The organism is Corallococcus sp. AB011P (assembly GCF_003611605.1).
Taxonomy (GTDB): Bacteria; Myxococcota; Myxococcia; order Myxococcales; family Myxococcaceae; genus Corallococcus; species Corallococcus coralloides.
Window position 1 is genome coordinate 81,063 of record NZ_RAVX01000027.1, and the last position, 17,511, is coordinate 98,573.

Annotated in this window: 14 protein-coding genes; 8 read left to right on the forward strand and 6 right to left on the reverse strand. The window is 70.6% G+C overall.

Annotated features, from left to right (window positions below; translation table 11 throughout):
- The first annotated feature begins 2 nt into the window (after positions 1-2).
- Together D7X30_RS37715 and D7X30_RS37720 are read left to right on the forward strand one after the other, a co-directional pair.
- Complete coding sequence (locus tag D7X30_RS37715; RefSeq protein WP_120567821.1) at positions 3-1,058, forward strand: alpha-ketoacid dehydrogenase subunit beta; 1,056 nt, start codon at positions 3-5, stop codon at positions 1,056-1,058.
- A gap of 92 nt (positions 1,059-1,150) precedes the next feature.
- Complete coding sequence (locus D7X30_RS37720; RefSeq protein ID WP_120567822.1) at positions 1,151-1,642, forward strand: GNAT family N-acetyltransferase; 492 nt, start codon at positions 1,151-1,153, stop codon at positions 1,640-1,642.
- A 58-nt stretch (positions 1,643-1,700) separates the two neighbouring features.
- On the opposite strand, the gene D7X30_RS37725 is transcribed toward D7X30_RS37720, so the two are convergent.
- On the reverse strand, positions 1,701-2,057 hold the full coding sequence (locus D7X30_RS37725) for a TIGR02266 family protein (protein WP_014397565.1): 357 nt from the start codon (positions 2,055-2,057) through the stop codon (positions 1,701-1,703).
- Positions 2,058-2,184: 127 nt separating this feature from the next.
- Between D7X30_RS37725 and D7X30_RS37730 the strand changes: the two genes are divergently transcribed.
- From D7X30_RS37730 to D7X30_RS37745, 4 genes are all read left to right on the forward strand, one after another.
- Positions 2,185-3,075, forward strand: a complete 891-nt coding sequence (locus D7X30_RS37730; protein ID WP_233592050.1) for a hypothetical protein — start codon at positions 2,185-2,187, stop codon at positions 3,073-3,075.
- A gap of 216 nt (positions 3,076-3,291) precedes the next feature.
- On the forward strand, positions 3,292-4,569 hold the full coding sequence (locus D7X30_RS37735; RefSeq protein ID WP_120567839.1) for an SGNH/GDSL hydrolase family protein: 1,278 nt from the start codon (positions 3,292-3,294) through the stop codon (positions 4,567-4,569).
- Between the two features lie 101 nt (positions 4,570-4,670).
- A complete protein-coding gene (locus tag D7X30_RS37740) occupies positions 4,671-5,024 on the forward strand; it encodes a DUF2845 domain-containing protein (protein ID WP_120567824.1) in 354 nt (117 codons plus the stop codon).
- Positions 5,025-5,122: 98 nt separating this feature from the next.
- On the forward strand, positions 5,123-5,476 hold the full coding sequence (locus D7X30_RS37745; RefSeq protein ID WP_120567825.1) for a DUF2845 domain-containing protein: 354 nt from the start codon (positions 5,123-5,125) through the stop codon (positions 5,474-5,476).
- Here D7X30_RS37745 and D7X30_RS37750 read toward each other — a convergent pair.
- From D7X30_RS37750 to D7X30_RS37760, 3 genes are all read right to left on the reverse strand, one after another.
- Positions 5,470-7,380, reverse strand: a complete 1,911-nt coding sequence (locus D7X30_RS37750; protein WP_120567826.1) for a CotH kinase family protein — start codon at positions 7,378-7,380, stop codon at positions 5,470-5,472. The genes D7X30_RS37745 and D7X30_RS37750 overlap by 7 nt on opposite strands.
- Before the next feature lie 78 nt (positions 7,381-7,458).
- Entirely contained in the window at positions 7,459-8,181 is a 723-nt protein-coding gene (locus tag D7X30_RS37755; protein ID WP_120567827.1) for a hypothetical protein, read from the reverse strand.
- Positions 8,182-8,191: 10 nt separating this feature from the next.
- Positions 8,192-10,861, reverse strand: coding sequence for a phosphoenolpyruvate carboxylase (locus tag D7X30_RS37760; protein WP_120567828.1), 2,670 nt, complete (start codon positions 10,859-10,861; stop codon positions 8,192-8,194).
- Positions 10,862-11,062: 201 nt separating this feature from the next.
- Between D7X30_RS37760 and D7X30_RS37765 the strand changes: the two genes are divergently transcribed.
- Positions 11,063-13,414 carry an immune inhibitor A domain-containing protein gene (locus D7X30_RS37765; RefSeq protein ID WP_120567829.1) on the forward strand — a complete coding sequence of 784 codons (2,352 nt, stop codon included), beginning with the start codon at positions 11,063-11,065 and terminating at the stop codon, positions 13,412-13,414.
- A gap of 150 nt (positions 13,415-13,564) precedes the next feature.
- Complete coding sequence (locus tag D7X30_RS37770) at positions 13,565-14,530, forward strand: hypothetical protein (protein WP_199724662.1); 966 nt, start codon at positions 13,565-13,567, stop codon at positions 14,528-14,530.
- Positions 14,531-14,535: 5 nt separating this feature from the next.
- On the opposite strand, the gene D7X30_RS37775 is transcribed toward D7X30_RS37770, so the two are convergent.
- Together D7X30_RS37775 and mltG are read right to left on the reverse strand one after the other, a co-directional pair.
- Positions 14,536-16,230 carry an ATP-binding protein gene (locus D7X30_RS37775; RefSeq protein ID WP_120567830.1) on the reverse strand — a complete coding sequence of 565 codons (1,695 nt, stop codon included), beginning with the start codon at positions 16,228-16,230 and terminating at the stop codon, positions 14,536-14,538.
- A 9-nt stretch (positions 16,231-16,239) separates the two neighbouring features.
- Positions 16,240-17,256, reverse strand: a complete 1,017-nt coding sequence (gene mltG / locus D7X30_RS37780; RefSeq protein WP_120567831.1) for an endolytic transglycosylase MltG — start codon at positions 17,254-17,256, stop codon at positions 16,240-16,242.
- Positions 17,257-17,511: the final 255 nt, after the last annotated feature.

The following is a 17,511-nucleotide window of genomic DNA, read 5'->3' on the forward strand; positions in this document are numbered from 1 at the left end:
CCATGGCGAACATGGCACAGGCCATCCGCATGGCCCTGCACTACGCGGAAGAGAACCTGGGCGTCACCGACATCTTCGGCGAGGACGTGGGCGCCCCGCTGGGCGGCGTCTTCACCTGCACCCAGGGCCTGAAGACGGCGTGGAACAGCCCCCTGGACGAGCGCGGCATCATCGGCGCGGCCATGGGCCTGGCGATGGCGGGCCACCGCCCCGTCGCGGAGATCCAGTTCTGCGACTACATCTACAACACCATCGACCTGCTCAAGCTCGTGGGCAACACGCACTGGTCCACGAACGGTGACTGGTCGGTGCCCATGGTGGTGCGCACGCCCGTGGGCAGCGGCATCCGCGGGTCGCTGTACCACTCGCATTCCTTCGACGCGACGATGACGCACATCCCCGGCTGGAAGGTCGTCATGCCCTCCACGCCGCTGGACGCGTACGGCCTGCTCATCTCCGCGTGCCAGGACCCCAACCCCGTCATGTTCCTGGAGCCCAAGGCGCTGCTGCGCGTGAAGGGCGACGAGCGCATCCCCGGAGAGCCCGAGGACGACCGCGCGCTGTCGAAGATGATCGACGCGCCCCTGGGTGACCGCTCGCAGTGGAAGCCCCAGTGGCCCCTGGTGGAGGCGTTCGCCATCCCCATTGGCAAGGGCAAGCTCGTGCGCGAGGGCACCCAGGCCACGGTCATCAGCTACGGCCGCACCATGCCCCTGTGCATCAAGGCCGCCGCCCAGCTGGCGGAGGAAGGCCTGAGCGTGGAGGTCATCGACCTGCGCTCGCTCTGGCCGTACGACTGGGAGATGATCAAGGCCTCCGTCCAGAAGACGGGCCGCGTGCTCTTCGTCAACGAGGACACGGAGGTCACCAACTTCGGCGAGCACCTGGTCCGGCGCACCGTGGAGGAGCTGTTCTACTCGCTGCTCGCGCCGCCCCGGCTGGTCGCCGGCAAGTTCGTCCCGGGCATCGGCCTGGCGGACGCGCTGGAGATGGCGTCCGTGCCGCAGCAGAACGACGTCACCACCGCCCTGCGCAACCTCTGCCGCGAGCAGCCATAAGCCGGCCGGGTTCCACCGACACCGCAGAAAGACATCTGGGCCGCCGTTCCTCTTTGGAGGCCGGCGGCCCAGTCGTTAGAATCCCAACTTCCGTGTCCCACCCCATCGTGCGCACCATGACCCCCGCCCCAGACGCCAACGCCTTCCGGATCCGCCGCGCGCGTCGCGGTGACGCCGAGGTCATGGCCCAGCTGCTGCGCGAGCTGGGCTACCCCCAGGGCACCGATCAGCAGACGGTGCACTGGGTCATCAGCCATCCGGAGATTGAAATCTTCGTCGCGGGAGACCCCCAGGACCGCGCGGTGGGCATGGTGTCCTTCTCCCACCGGCCGCAGCTGCGGCTGCGCGGGCGCGTGGCCACCGTGGACGAGCTGGTGGTGTCCGAGGGCTGGCGCCGCCGGGGCGTGGGCCGCGCGCTGCTCGCGCAGGTGGCGCAGCGGGGCAAGGTGCTGAGCGTGAAGCAGTTGCAGCTCATCGCCCCCATCAACGTCACCGACGAGACGCGCGCCTTCTACCGGGCGTGCGGCTACGTGGAAGCGGACTCCGGGGTGTTCCGCCACGCGGAGTACGAGCCCCAGCGGTAGCGGGAAGTGCCGCGAGAGCCCGGCATCACGGCCGGGCCCGCTCGCGGAGTGAAGCGTTTCAGCGCTTGAAGCTCGCGATGACGCGGCGCAGGCGCTCGTGGTCCTCTTCGCTCACGTCGATGAAGCGCACGCCGATGGCCTCCGCCTCGTCGCGCACCCAGGCGACGACGCCGGTGAGGTGGAACTCCTCCCCGTCGATGACCATGGCCAGCCGCACCTGCGCGCCCACGTCGTAGGACTTGCGCGTGCGCAGGCACAGACCGCCGGCGGACACATTCAGGGAGTAGGCCCGCAGCGCACGCGCCGCGTCCTCCATCTGCTCGAAGCGCACTTCGAACCGCGCCGCCACGCGCTCCTCGGCGCGGCGGTTCATGTACGGGTCTGGCTCCACCGGCCCATCCAACTTCGTGTTCATGCGCACCCTGACCCCCTCGGTTCTCGGACCGGAAGTGTCGGCTGGTTTCCAGGCCCGGTTCAAGGGCCCCCGGACAACGGAATCGCTCGTGTAAGTCCCAGGCTACTTCGACGCCAGGAGTTTCCGGATGAGTGCACGTCTCGTGTTGTTGGGTGGAGCCCTGATGTTGGGGCTGTGGGTGGCGGGTTGCGATGACGGAGAGACTGTCCGCCCGCCAACGGATGGCGGGACGACCCTGGATTCCGGGACCGATGCCGGAGATTCCGGGACTGTCGATGCTGGTGATGGCGGCGGCGGAGGCTCCGACTTCGCGTGCAACGTGGCGAAGCAGGAGGGCTGCGCCGCGGGCCAGAGCTGTCTGTACACGGACCTTCCGGATGGCGGCACGGGCAGCCAGTGCTTCGCGGCCGCGTGCGACGTGGTCCGCCAGGACTGTCCGTCCGGACAGCGGTGCACCTACGTGGGAGCTGACGGCGGCACCACCGCGCGCCAGTGCGTCGCGGCGGGCACCGCCACGGAGGGCGCGCCGTGCACGCTGGCCGAGTCGCCTCCGGGCCAGACGTATGACACGTGCGCGGCGGGCCTGTACTGCAAGGACGAGTCGCAGGACGACGGCAGCACGGGCTTCTTCTGCCGCAAGCTGTGCCACGCGCCGTCCGACTGCGGCACGGGCGAGTGCAACACCGTGCTGCGGCTGTCCGGCACGCGCGAGCTGCCGCTGGTGTGCGGCCCCGCGTCCGCGCGGTGCGACCCGTTCGCGCAGGACTGCGAGAGCCCGCTGGCCTGCTACCCGGCCGCCAACGGCGCGGTGTGCGCGGGCCAGGGTTCGCTGACGGAAGGCGCCGCGTGCGAGTTCAGCAACCAGTGTTCACGGGGCAGCACCTGCGTGACGACCGGCGGCAGCGGCACGTGCCGGACGCTGTGCCGCATGCCCGCGGGCTCACCGGGGTGTGCGAACGGCGCGACCTGCCGGGCCATCAACAACAACAACGGCGACGTGGGGGCCTGCGTCCCGTAGGCAACGGATTGCCCACGGGAGGAAGCGTCCCTGCTCGGGGTGGCGAGCGCGCGGGTCCTCCAGGGGCCCGGCCCGCCACCTCGTGGGGGAAGTCCTGCGCCGTCCGAGCCCGGACTGGGGGTGTTCCTGGCCTGCCGCGATTGGCGCGCGCCATGAATCCCCGGGTCGCCACGCGGGCACATCGTGCACATTGTCTTGCGCCGGGAGGTCGTGGGCATGGGTCTGAGGAAGGCGCTGCGCTGGGGGTGTTTCGGAGCCCTGTGCGTGCTGGTGGGGTGTGGAGGCATGGATGACGGCCGCTCGCCGGAGGAGACCTCCGGGCCGGGCCGCACGGACGCGGAGGTGACCGCGCCCGCCGCCACGGAGTCCGTGGAGGCCGCCCCCACGCTGACGCTTCATGACGGGCACCAGGTGCAGGCCACCCCTCCCGTGGCGCCCCTGCCCGCGAGTTTCCAGCCCGCCTTCCATCAGTCGCTGCGCGAATCCGTCTCCGTGGGGAGCTTCACCACGTACCGGATCAAGGTGCCCATGGGGCGCGCGGGCAGCCGCGTCCGCGTCACCTTCCGCTCCGGTGACGGCAGCCTGACGCTGCAGCGGGCCACGGTGGCGAAGGCCGGCGCCAACGGCGCGCTGGCCTCCGCGCCGGTGGCCCTCACCTTCGGCGGCAACGCGGGCTTCACCACGGGCACGCGCACGCTGGTGACGTCGGATCCGGTCGCGTTCCCGGTGGGCTTCCGCGACGAGGTGGCCATCTCCTTCGAGGTGAAGGGCGCGCTGGGCAAGAGCCGCATCCAAGCGTTCCCGGACAGCTGGATGAAGACCGGCGCCTTCGCGACGACGCAGGGCGCGCTCGGCGGCCAGGCCTGGGAGTACGCCACGGGCGTGGCGACGGTGGACGTGGAAGGCGCACCGGGCCGGGCCTTCGTCGCCATTGGAGACAGCATCACCGAGGGCTACACGGGCTCCTGGAACGACACACGCAACGCGTGGCCGTCCCGGGTGGAGAAGCAGCTCGGGGTGCCGGTGGTGAACTCGGGCGCGTCCGGGCAGGGCTTCTGGGACGCGAACCTCCAGCTGCCGCAGGAGGTGCTCTCCCTGCAGGGCGTCACCGACTGCATCGTCCTCCTGGGCATCAATGACATGGCCGCGGAGGGCATGACGATGCCGAAGCTGCAGCAGCGCATGACGCAGCTGCTGGATCAGCTCCAGCCCATGTGCAAGCTGTGGGTGAGCACGCTGCTTCCCAAGGAGAAGATGGGCGCGGACGGCGGGGACTTCGAGCTGATGAAGGCCCAGCGCCACGAGTTCAACGCGTGGCTGCGCTCCCTCACGCGCGCGCAGATCATCGACCTGGAGGCCGTGACGCGGCAGCCGGGCAACGTGGACCTCTTCATCGACGGGCTGGAGGTGGACGGCATCCACCCGTCCGTGGAAGGCCACCGGGTGATGGCGGACGAGGTGGCGCGGGCCCTCAAGGCGAAGGGCGGCCTGTAGCGCCTGCCCGGCTGGAAAGCGCACGGGGGGGCTGAATAGTTTCGGGGACACCGCGTCCAGGCCGTGTTCCCTGACTTTTCCTACTCCTTGGAGCGTCCCCCATGCGCACCCTCCCCGCCGCCCTCGTCGTCGCCTGCCTCGCCCTGCCCTCGCTTGCCCATGCGGCATCGCTGCGGTGTGGCAACAAGCTCGTGTCGGAAGGGGCCTCGCAGGCGGACGCGGTGGCGAAGTGCGGCCAGCCCGTGTCGACCGAGACCAAGCGCGAGCGCGTGACCACCAAGTCCCGGGATGGCAGGCGGGACGGGTCGCGCCGCGGGGATTCCTCCACGGAGGTCTCGTCCTCGAGCAGCGTGGAGGAGTGGACCTACAACTTCGGGCCCAACCGGCTCATGCAGATCGCCATCTTCCGCGACGGCCTGCTGGTGGACGTGCGCAGCGGCGGCTACGGCTACTGAGTCCAGAGCCGCGCGACCTGGTATTCGAAGTTGAATAGCTTCGGGGCCGCCGCGTCCAGGCCGTGTTCCCTGCCTTTCCTACTCCTCGGAGCGTCCCCATGCGCACCCTTTCCGCCGCGCTCGTCGTCGCCTGCCTCGCCCTGCCCTCCCTCGTCCACGCGTCCGCGCTGCGCTGTGACAACAAGATCGTGTCGGAGGGAGCTTCGCAGACGGACGCGCTGGCCAAGTGTGGCCAGCCCGTGACGAAGCAGAGCAAGACGGAGTACGTGACCCGCAAGGTCAAGGAAGGGGCGCGGGGAGAGACGCGCTACGGGGAGGCCTCCACGGAGGTCACGACCTCCACGACCGTGGACGAGTGGACCTACAACTTCGGGCCCCACCGGTTCATGCAGGTCGCCATCTTCCGTGACGGCCGGCTGGTGGACGTGCGCAGCGGTTCCTACGGCTACTGAGGCCCCAGGTGCTGCTCCAGCAGTTGGCGCATGAACGCCGGCCGCTGACGCAGCGTCTCCCGGAAGGACTCGAGGTTCGCGCGCCAGGCCTCCACGGAGGCCGGCTGACTCCAGCGCGCCACCTGGTCGGGCATCTCCAGCGCGAGCGCCTCCGCCGCCGCGTCCAGGGCCGCCGTCACCCGCTCCTCGGCGAAGGTGTGCTCGGTGTGCCAGAGGAAGCGCTCGACGAAGCGGGCCTTGAACTCCGGCGACTGGAGCAGCCCCCTCAAGAGCAGCGTGGACCAGGCCCCTACCCCTGATTGGGCGTCCAGCACGCGCCCCAGGCTGTCCTGATCCGGACCGGCGGCCAGGGCGAAGTCCAGGTCGTACACGAGCCAGCGCCAACGGCCGTCGTGTCCCAGGGGCGCGTCCGGCTCGAGCTTCTTCGTGCGCAGCCGCCAGTACTTCACGTTGTTCTCCGGCCAGTCCGTGTTGCCCAGGTAGAGCTGCGCGACCTGGTATTCGATGAAGTCCTCCACGTCCATCCGCGCGCGCACCCACGCGGAGTGCTCCGGCACCGCCAGGTCGTGCGTCGCCACGTAGTCGATGAGCTCCTGATAGGGCTGCTCGTCCCCCTCCTCTCCCACGTCCAGGGTCCCGGAGCCCTCCAGGATGACGGCCTTCTTGCGGTCCACGCCGTAGTGCGACGCCAGGTAGTACTCGTCCAGGCGCTCGCGCAGCTCGTGCAGGCCCCAGTACTCGCCATTGAGGAACACGAGCGTGGGACGGCAGGCCTGGAGCGCGAGCCGCGTCTCGGCCAGCAGTCCCTGCAGCACGCAGTCGCGCAGCTTGGTGACGCCCTGGTCCTGTCCGGACGTGCGCACGATCATTCGTGTGAACTCCGTCACCGGGGAGCCGGGGAACACCGGCCCCACGAACGTCTTCGGGCCGTAGTCCTCCTTCGCGTACAGCCGCAGGCTCTTCTGCGGCATCACCGCGCTGCCCGTACCGTGGATGCGCACGCCCGCGTCCTGGGCGAACACGCGCTGGCCAGCGGTTTCGAACCACTCCACGTGGACGGGGCGCTCCCACTCCTTGCCGTTCTGCAGGTAGTTGGCCGCGAACGGATCCTCGGGCCGGGCCTCGGCGAGGAGGCCGGGGACGTAGATGCCCGTCGCCGGATCAAAGAAGTTCGCCGCGTCGGTGACGAGCGACAGCACCGGCAGCGTGTACGGCGCCCGGCCAATGACGAACGTGCGCGTGCGGACCGGGCCCACCGGCTCCGCGCCCGCGTACTGCCGGTAGCGCACCACCGCGACCTGGGGCGGCGCCTCCAGCGGCGCGACCCACCGCAAGACCTCCTCGGCATCGGGCTTCGTCGTGGGAATGAAGGACCACCGCACCGGAGGCGTGGAGCGCGCCAGCAGCGCGATGGGAGCGGTGTAGCGCGATGACGCGGGCGTGGGCGTGGAGCCGTCCCGCGTGAAGTACGTCCGCACCCCCGGGGCCGTGGGCAACGCCAGCAGCGTCTCCGGCTGATAGAGCCCGGGCCGCGCGTCGAAGGTCAGGTGCTGGAAGTCGACGCGGGCCCTCGCCTCCGAGCCCTGCCTGTCGCGCGCCACCACCTCCAACCCCAACGCGCGCCGGCCCGGCCACCAGGGCAGGCTCCAGCGGCCACTGTCGATGTCGGCATGGCCCAGGAAGCGCCCGTCCTCGAACACCTGTACCCGTGACGGGCCGGCGTCGCTCGCCACCGTGCCGAACAGCCGGTTCGTGTCCGGTTCGTGCCCGTCGATGGTGACGCGAGGCCCGGAAGGGGGTGGAAGCTCGGCCTCAGTCAGCCGCCGCTCGGGGGCGGGCTCACAGCCGGACCCGGCGAGGACGAGGAGACCCAGGAAGAAGGACGCAAGGAGACGGAGACGCATGAAGGTCTCCGTCCTGTACCAGACAATGCTTTGACCTCACACCGGCCTGTGACACAGCGCGGCGGGAGGCCCCTTCCCTCAGGCGGGGGGCGCGGTGGCTTCGAGCAGGCCGTGCTTCTGGAGGAGCGCGGCCAGCGCGGGTGGCGCGAGCATCCAGTCCTCGCGCGTGGGCACCCAGCGCACGGGGGCTCCGGCTGCGGCGAGCCGCGCGTTCACCTCCGCGATCATCGGGGCGAAGGTGGGCTGGGGCACGTCCCAGCTGCCCACTCCCGCCTGGACCTCCACGGCCCCGGGCTCCACGCGCACCGCGGGCTGGCCCTGCACCGGCTGGATGGCGAACCCCGGCAGGTACGGCTGCATGGCGGCGGACAGGCGCTCCAGCAGCGTCGGGTCCTCGAAGGGGTGGGCGCCCTCCAGGTCGAAGAAGGTGGGCAGCTGCGCCTGGAGCTCGTCGCGCAGCGGGTTGTCCTTGCTGTCGCGCCAGGCGTGCTCGGCCAGGACGCGGGCCTCGTGGGGGATGCGGATCTCCCAGCGCTCCAGCAGCGCGAGCAGCTCCGCCACGCGCTCCACCTCCTCCCAGGGCGGCTCCACGCGCGTGAGCCAGGCCACCTCCGACACCGTCTGTCCCCGGCGAAGGCCCGTCACGCGGTCCCCCTCGCGCAGCTGGAAGGGCGGTGCCTGGGTGAACTCCGGATCCGGATAGAGGGCGGTGTGCAGCAACCCCGTGCCCTGCTCCGGGCGCACGCGCGCGAAGCCGTGCTTGGGGTTGATCTCCTCCACGACGAACGTCTCCTGGGCCATGGTCTCTTCTCTAACCGGTGTTCCGCATGCCCGCAGCGATGCCGTTCAGCGCCAGGAGGAGCGGCCGGTCGCACTCCGCGTCCCCGTCCCGCTTGCGCTTGAGCAGCTCCACCTGGAGGAAGGACATGGGGTCCACGTAGGGGTTGCGCAGCGCGATGCCCCGCTGCAGCTGCGGGTTGTTGTCGAGCAGCTTCGCCTCTCCCGTGAGCGACTTCACCGCGCGGCGCGTGCGCGAGTGCTCCTGCTGGATGCGCAGCCACAGGGGCCGCGTGGACGCGGGGGCCAGCTTCGCGTACCGCGCCGCGATGGCCATGTCCGTCTTGGCCAGCACCATGGTCACGTTGTCGATGACCGCGCGGAAGAAGGGCCATTCCTTGTACATGCGCTGCAGGAGCGCCGCGCCCTCCGGCGTGGCCGCCAACTCCTCCAGCGCGCTGCCCACGCCGTACCAGGCCGGGAGGATGGCGCGCGTCTGCGTCCACGCGAAGCTCCAGGGGATGGCGCGCAGCGTGTCCAGCCCGCCCGCCTTGCGCTTGCTGGGGCGCGAGCCGATGGGCAGCGCGGAGATCTCCTCCACCGGCGTGCCCTTCATGAAGAACTCCAAGAAGCCCGGGTCCTCCCAGACGAGCGCGCGGTACGCCTTGCGGCCGGACTCCGCCAGCGCGTCGAAGGCGGCGCGGAAGGCGGACTCGTCCTCCGGGGACGGGCGCGGCTGCGCGTCCAGCGTGTGCAGGAGCACGCCGCCCACCACCAGCTCCAGCGTGCGCTGGGTGAGCTCCGGGCGCGCGTACTTGTGGTCCATCGCCTCGCCCTGTTCGGTGGCCTTGTAGGCGCCGGCCACCGTGCCCGGCGGCAGCGCGAGGATGGCCGTCTGGGCGGGACCGCCGCCGCGCGCCACCGTCTCCCCGCGGCCGTGGAACAGGCGCAGGGGCACGTCGTTCTCGTCCGCCACCTGCGTGAGCGCCACCTGGGCGCGGTACAGCGCGGCGCTCGCGGCGAGCAGGCCCACCTCCTTGCCGGAGTCGCTGTAGCCCACCATCACCTCCTGCACCCCACGGCCCTTCAGGTGCTGGCGGTACTCCGGATGCGCGAAGAGCTGGCGCAGCACGTCCGGCCCGCCGTCCAGCGCGCCCAGCTGCTCGAAGAGGGGCGCCACGTCCACGGTGGCGCACTGCCGCTCCTTGTCCCAGAGCCCCGCGTGCTTCAGGCACTGGAAGGCCGCCAGCACGTCGTCCGCGGTGGAGGCCATGGAGAGGATGAGCGTGCGGCACACGGACTCGCCGCCCTCGTCCTGGCCCTCGCGCAGCTTCGCCAGCACCTCCATCAGCCGCTTGCCGCCCTCGGTGGGGGCCGGTCCGCCGTTGAAGGACGCCGCCGCGCTCACCGCGTCCTCCGCGGGGGCCCGCACCTCCAGCTCGCCCAGGCCCAGGCCCAGCGCGCGGACGCGCTCGGACATGCGGCGCACCTCGCGCAGGCCCGCGTGCTCCGCGCGCGCCGCGAAGAGCGACCGCTCCAGCACCGCCAGGTCATCCCCCAGCGCCTCCGGCGAACGGTAGGCCCCGGCCGGCAACGTGGACTCCCGCCCCTGCCGCCGCGCCAGCACGTGCTCCAGCGCCAGCGACAGCCGCTCCTCCATGAAGCGCAGCTTGCGGCGCCACGGCTCGCCCAGCGTGCGCGGCCCCTGCTGCTTCGCCACGTCCGGCAGCGCCTTCGCGTCCTCCTCCAGCGACCGCTCCAGTTCCTGCGTGGGGCGCGCGTGCCGCTCCGACTGGGACAGCATCCCGCCCAGCCGCTCCACGTCGCGCAGGAGCAGCCGCAGGCCCCGGGCGCGGTGCGCGCGCAGCGTGTCCGCGAACACCTCCGGCGTCACCAGCGGGTTGCCGTCCATGTCGCCGCCCACCCACGAGTGCACACGCACGGGCGTGTCCAGCGCGCCCAGGGGCTCGCCGTAGGCGCGCTCGAAGGCCCAGTCCAGCGCCTCCGGCAGCCGGGCCACCGGCTCCGACAGCATCTCCTCCACGTACCAGTGGACGTTCTTCACCTCGTCGCCCACGGTGGGGCGCTCGCGGCGCAGCTCGTCCGTCTGCCACAGCGCCGTAATCTCCTCGCGCATGGCGGTGAGGTTCGCGGCGGACTCGCGCGGGGTGAGCGCGCACCGGTCGCGCTCCTCCAACAGCTGCGACAGCCGGTAGAGCTTCTCCAGCAGCGTGCGGCGCACCGCCTGGGTCGGGTGCGCGGTGAAGGTCAGCGTCACCTTCAGCGTCCCCAGCGTCTCACGCACCTTGTCGGCGCTGACGCCCGCGGCCTTCAGCGCCAGCAGCGTGGACTCCAGCGACCCCTTCTGGGGCCGGGTGGCGGTGGGGCTCGCGTGGGCCCGCGCGCGGCGGATGCGGTGGTGCTGCTCCGCCAGATTCACCAGCTGGAAGTAGACGGAGAAGGCGCGCAGCACCGGCTCCACCTGCTCCGACGGCAGCCGCCGCAACACCGCCGCCAGCTCCGCCGCCGCGGCGCGTCGTCCGGCCACCGGGCCCCGCCGGCGCTGGATGGCCAGGTGGCGGACCTCCTCCTCCTTGTCGAACAGGGCCTGCCCCTCCTGTTCCACCAACACCTCACCCAACAGCCGGCCCAAGAGCCGGACATCCCGCCGCAGCGGGGGATCCACGGGACGTGTACGCGCCATAACGGACCGGAACCGTAGTCCTTTGGCCCCCCACCGCCCCTACCCATTCTCGAATTTTCGACCACCAGCCGACGGATGACCCAGTCCGTCCTTGCAGGAAAAATTCAACCTCCCGGTCTTCCCAAAAGGTCAGGCCTTCCACTAGAAAGTGGGCACTCCCGGACCCCGCCGGGATGTCTGACCTGACCCTAAGGAGTGGCAATGCGGAAAAACCCGTCTTGGCTGGCCGTGGGCCTGCTCGCACTCGCGGCGCCGTCCGCGTACGCGGAGCGTGCGTGGTACGAGAAGCCGCAACCGGACATCGCCGCGCCGTCGGCATCGCTGCGCAAGTCAGTGGTTCAGGACATCACGGACGACCTGCCCCACCGTCTGGGTGAGCAGCAGAAGGAGCTGAAGGCACAGGCGCTGCAGATGCGACTGGAGGGTCGTGGTCAGCCGGGCCGGGTGCAGAAGCTGGCCAACGGCAAGTTCGTGGAGCTGGAGTTGCAGCGCACGGACCGCATCTTCGTCATCCTGGTGGAGTACGGGACGCAGATCCACCCGGTGTTCGGCAACCCCGCCACCAACCCGGGCGGCAACATCCCCGGCCCGCTGCACAACGAAATTCCGGCCCCTGACCGCTCGGTGGACAACACCACCATCTGGCAGCCGGACTACGACCGGGCGCACTTCGAGAAGCTCTACTTCGACACCACTCCGGGCGTAGACTCGGTGGCGAACTTCTACAAGGCCGCGTCCTCCGGCCGCTACACCGTGTCCGGCACGGTGTCCGAGTGGGTGAAGGTGCCGTACAACGCGGCCCGCTACGGCAACAACCTGTGCGGCAGCTCCAGCTGCTCCAACTCCGTGTGGCCGCTCATCAGCGACGCCATCAAGGCGTGGACCAACGCCCAGGTGGCCGCCGGCAAGACGCCCGCGGAGATCAAGGCGTACCTGGACACGTTCGACACGTGGGACCGGTACGACTACGACGGCGACGGCAACTTCGACGAGCCGGACGGCTACATCGACCACTTCCAGATCGTCCACGCCGGCATGGGTGAGGAAGTCGGCGGCGGCGCGCAGGGCCCCAACGCCGTGTGGAGCCACCGCTGGTTCGCGTACAGCAACGGCACGAGCCCGGATGGCATCGGCCCCGCGTACAACCAGAACGGCGGCACGCGCTTCGCGACGGGCATCGACAAGTGGGTGGGCGACTACACCATCCAGCCGGAGAACGGCGGACTGGGTGTGTTCGCGCACGAGTACGGCCACGACCTGGGCCTGCCGGACCACTACGACACGACGAACGCGGCGGACAACGGGACGGGCTTCTGGACCATCATGTCGTCCGGCTCGTACCTGAACGACGGCACCAAGGACATTGGCAGCCGTCCGGGTGACTTCTTCGCCTGGGACAAGCTGCAGCTGGGCTGGCTGGACTACGCCACCACGGACGCGGGCCTGTACTCGTACCACAACCTGGGCCCCTCGGAGTTCACGTCCGCGAACGCGAAGCAGGCGCTCGTGGTGAAGCTGCCCGGCAAGCCCGTGCTGCAGCCCACCACCGCCCCCTACGAGGGCCAGGGCATGTGGCAGGGCGGCCAGGGCAACAACCTGGACCGCGTGCTCGAGAAGACGGTGAAGCTGCCGAACAAGAAGCCCATCACCTTCTCCTTCCAGACCTGGTTCGACATCGAGGAGGACTGGGACTACGCCTACGTCGCCCTCTCCGTGGACGGTGGCCCGTTCACCAACCTGGCCAGCCCCGTGAGCCGCACCTCGAACCCCTGGGGCAACAACCTGGGCAACGGCATCACCGGCACGTCCGGCGGTTGGATTCCCCTGGAGTTCGACCTGTCCGCCCACGCGGGCAAGACGGTCACGCTGAAGATCCGCTACAAGACGGACGCGGCGGAGTTCAACAAGGGCTTCCTGGTGGACTTCGTGCAGCTGTGGGCGAAGAACACCTACGTCTTTGGTGACGACGGCGAGTGGGGCCACAAGTGGTGGGACAAGTCGACGTTCTTCGTGACGGACGGCACCAACACCCTCTACGACAACTACTACCTGGCCGAGTGGCGCCAGTTCCGCGGCTACGACGAGGGTCTGGCCACGGGTCCCTACAACTACGGCTTCAGCGCGGACGGGCTGTTTGACTGGGCGGAGCGCTACTCCTACAACCCCGGCCTGCTCGTCACCTACTGGGACACGTCGCAGTCGAACAACAACGTGTCGCAGCACCCGGGTTCGGGCCGCATCCTGCCCGTGGACTCGCGCCCGCAGCCCCTGCAGCGCAGCGACGGCCGCTACTGGTCCGGCCGCGTGCAGACGCACGACGCGACGTTCGGTCTGGAGCCCAGCTTCCCGCTGTCGCTCAAGCCCAACGGCTTCCCGCGCAACGAGTACCCCTCGCAGCCCGCGGTGCCGGTGTTCAACGACACGAACGAGTTCTGGTCCGCCACGCAGCCGTACGCCGGCGTGAAGGTCCCGAAGACGGGCACCATCATCGAGGTGCTGTCGACGAACGCGGACCAGACCGTGATGGAAGTCCAGGTGCGTCCGGTCGACTGAGTGTCTGACCGTCGTCACCGCTGAGCCGTGAAGGAAGGCCGGTCCCGCTCTGATGCGGGGCCGGCCTTTCGCTTTTCGGGTTGAAGGAATCCGGACACCCGGAGCGCGGCCGGGGATGACGGATGCGCGCAGGGCGCTACGGTGCCCGCCATGGCCGAGTGCCCCGTGGGCGGTCCCTCCTCCCCTTCCCCTCCTCCCGAGCCGCCCTCCGAGGTCGCGCGAACCGTGGCGCTGGAGCCCGCGGATCCGCTCAGCGTGCTCAACCAGGCATTCCGCGACGCGTACGCCGCGCGCCGTGAGGCCGTGCTGTCCCGCATGGGGCCCGTCATCGCGCAGATCGACGACGTGCTCATCCTGCGCAAGGGCGGCCAGCGCTTCGAAGCGCCCGCGCGCACGCGCCACTACCACGAGTACAAGGCCGTCACCCACGTGCCGCTCGCGCTCCACGTCCTGCTCGCCAGCAAGGACGCGCTCGATGACGAGACGCGCACGCGGCTCACCACGATGCGCGGCCTCATCACCGCTTCGCACGCGAGCCTGGAGGGCCGGGGCCTTCCGGCCGACGCCCTGGCGCGGCAGCACCGCCTGCTTGACGCGTCGCTCGCGCTCGTGGACGGCGTGCTGGCGGCGAACCGGGTGACGCAGGCGGAGCTCTCCGCGTTCATCCACGCCCGGGTGCCAGACCTCTTGAAGAACGCCGAGGACGCGGCGAGGGATCAAATCGACACCATGCACGCCTCGGTCGAGGCGTGGAAACGCCAGATGACCGAGGAGGAGCGCGGCCAGCTGCGCGCCGTGGTGGCCGCGTCGCACATGTCGCGGCCCGGCAACGTGGCCGCGCAGTACTTCTCCATCACCCTGGGCGACACGTGGGAGGGGCGCTTCCACGAGGAGGATCAACAGCCCGGCAAGCGCGTGCTCTCCTCGGAGGCGACGTTCGACGAGCCCTCGGCGTTCGCGCTGCTGGCCACGCACGTGCTGGACGCGAACACGTCACGCGGCATCTTCGGCGAGGAGACGCGCATGGCCAGGGATCTGCTCGCGGACGCGGCCGAGCGCATCCTCGCGGGCATGTTCCAGACGTCGCCCCAGCCGCCCGGCACGAGCGCGCCTTAAGCCACTCAGGGGCGCGTGAGCGGCAGCTCCACCATGAACGTCGCGCCCTCGCCCAGACGGCTGTCCAGGGACACGCGCCCGCCCTCGGCCTCCACGATGGTGCGGGTGAGGTAGAGCCCCAGGCCCAGGCCGCCATAGTGGCGCTCGGACACCGCGCGGCCGTAGCGCTCGAAGAGGCGGGGCCGCTGCTCCGGCGAGATGCCAATGCCCCCGTCGTGCACGGTGAGCCGCGCCACGGGCCCGTCCGCCACGAGCCGCACGGACACCGGCGTCCCGGGGCCGTACTTGAGGGCGTTGTCCAGCAGGTGATCCAACACCTGCGCCAGCCGCGTCCGGTCGAAGCAGCCGCGCACCGACTCCGGGGCCTCCACCTGGAACTCGCAGTGCTCCAGGGCGAACCTCGGCGCGAAGCCAGCGGCCACCTCGCGCACCACCTCCGCGACGTCCACCTCCTCGCGCTGCAGGCGGAAGGTGCCGGCGCTGATGCGCGACACGTCCAACAGGTCGTTCATCAGATCCGTGAGCCGGCGGACCTGGCGGTGCCCCGTCTCCACGTGGGCCTCGATGATCGGGGCGAGCGGCGAGTCCGGATGCGACTTCACCGCGCGCGAGAGCGCCTGGAGCTTCAGGCTCAGCGGCGTCAGCGGTGTCTTCAGCTCGTGGCTCGCGACGGAGAGGAACTCGTCGCGCAGGCGGATGGCCTCGCGCGCGCCCTGGAGCAGCCGCGCGTTGTCCACCGCGAGCCCGGCCACGTTCGCCAGCTCCTGGGCGAAGCGCAGGTCCTCGTCGCCATACCGGCGGCTGGAGGTGGTGACCAGGAAGGTCAGCGCGCCCAGGATGTGGCCCCGGGCCATGAGCGGCACGGTGAGCAGCGAACGGATGCCCACCCGCCGCATCGTCTCCAGGTGCTCCGCGTCCTGCGCCACGGACTGCATCACCGCGTCCGTGACCTCCGGCACCAGGGTGGACCGGCCGGTCGCCAGCGCCACCGCGGGAGGATAGACGGGCCGCTCCTGGGGCATCGGCGTCAGCCGCTGCACGGTGGCCGCGAGCGGCGCCTGGGAGGGATCCGCCGCCACCACCTGGACGCGCTCGAAGTGGCCGTCCGCAAGCAGCACGTCCACGATGCACCAGTCCGCGAGCGCCGACACCGACAGGTTCGCCAGCGACGCCAGCGTGGCGGAGGCCTCCAGCGACGACGCGAACAGCTCGCTGGCCCGTGCCAGGAACGCGGCGCGCTCCTCGCCCAGGGCCTGCGCCTGGATGTCGATGCAGGTGCCCACCCACTCGCGCACGGAGCCGTCCGGCCCCAGCACGGGCATGCCTCGCGCGAGCATCCACACGTACGAGCCATCCACGCGGCGCAGCCGGTAGCGCGTGGCGAAGAGCTGCGTCCCCGCCTTGGCCCGCTGCCACGCCGCCAGGGCCCCGGCCCGGTCATCCGGGTGCAGGGCGAGGAGCCACCCCTGGTTGCGCAACTGCTCCGCCGTCTGGCCGGTGAAGGCCGTCCACGACGGAGAGATGGGCGTCAGCGCGTCCCTGGCGGGCTCCGTCGACCAGGTGACCTGCGCCGCGGTCTCCAGCAGCCGGCGGAGCCGCTCGGTCTCCTGGCGCAGTTGGGCCACCTCCTCACGCAGGGCGGCCTCGGAACTGACGGGAGGCGTGGGGAGGCGGCTCGGGTCCAGGAGCGGGGACGTCATCGTGGTGCCTCAGTACACGTTGTATTTGGCCCGAAGCGCTTCGTGCTCCTGCGCGTTGCGCGACGGGTGCAGGACCTTCTGCGCGTCATGCAGGTAGTACCAGTAGTCGCTCTTCACCGGCCGCAGCGCGGCGAGTAGCGAGTCCACCGTGGGCGCGCCAATGGGGCCCGGCGGCAGGCCCGCGCGGGTGCGCGAGTTCCACGGATCCGAGTTGTCCCGCAGCCGCTTGAGGAACGCCTTGCGGTCGTTCCACTCCGCCAGCTCGTAGCGGCTGGTGGCGTCCACGCCCAGCGGGAAGCCCTTGTCCACGCGCTTCCAGAGGATGCCCGCGACGAGCGCGCGCTGGGAGGGCACCGGCTCCTCGCGCTCCAGCATGGAGGCCATCACGACGATGTCGTGCAGCGACCGGCCGCTCTTGGCGATCTCGTCCTTGTGCTCGTCGTAGAAGCGCGCGCGGAAGGTGTCGATCTGCCGCTGGATGAACGCCTCCACCTTGAAGTTGTCCGCGATGATCCCGTACGTCTCCGGGTACAGGTAGCCCTCCAGGCTGCGCACAGGCAGCGGGAACGGCGCGGCGAAGCTGCTCGTGCGGCTGGCCGCGGCGATGTACTCGCCCGGTTTGATCAGCCCCTGGGCGGCGAGCACCTGGTCGGTGTCGCGCAGGCGCCAGCCTTCGATCATCGCGAAGGGCACGTCCTCCGGCAGCGGCTGGCCTTCCAGGGCGGTGGCCAGCTCCGCCACGGAGGCGGTGGGGCTGAGCATGAAGCGGCCCGCCTTCACGTTGAGGCTGCCCCGGCGCCACAGGTGGAAGCGCCACACGTTGGGGTCGTCCAGGAAGCCCTGGGACTGGAGCTGCTGGCCCAGCGAGCGCGCGGACGCGCCCTTCTTCACCACGAACTCCTTGGGAGCGGGATCCGCCGCCGTGTGCGGCGCGGTGGTGGCGTTCTGGAAGTGCATGAACACGCCGCCTGCACCCGCGACCGCCAGGACGATGAGCACGAGGAGCGCGACGAGGATCTTCTTCATGGGGCGCCAACCTATCAAAGGCCCTGACGCTTCCAACGAGAACCACCGTGCGCCCGGCCGGGCAGGCGGACGCAAGCGCCCCCTTCTCAACACCCGGCGATGGAGGCGCCCCTCCCCCCGCGCCTCGTCTAGGGGCTGTCCCTGATTAGCGCAGCCAAAGAAGCATGGAGGCGACATGCAGGACGGCGAGGTAGCTGCTCGCCGTCTTGTCGTAACGGGTGGCGGCGGCGCGAAAACGCTTCAAGTCGTGGAAGA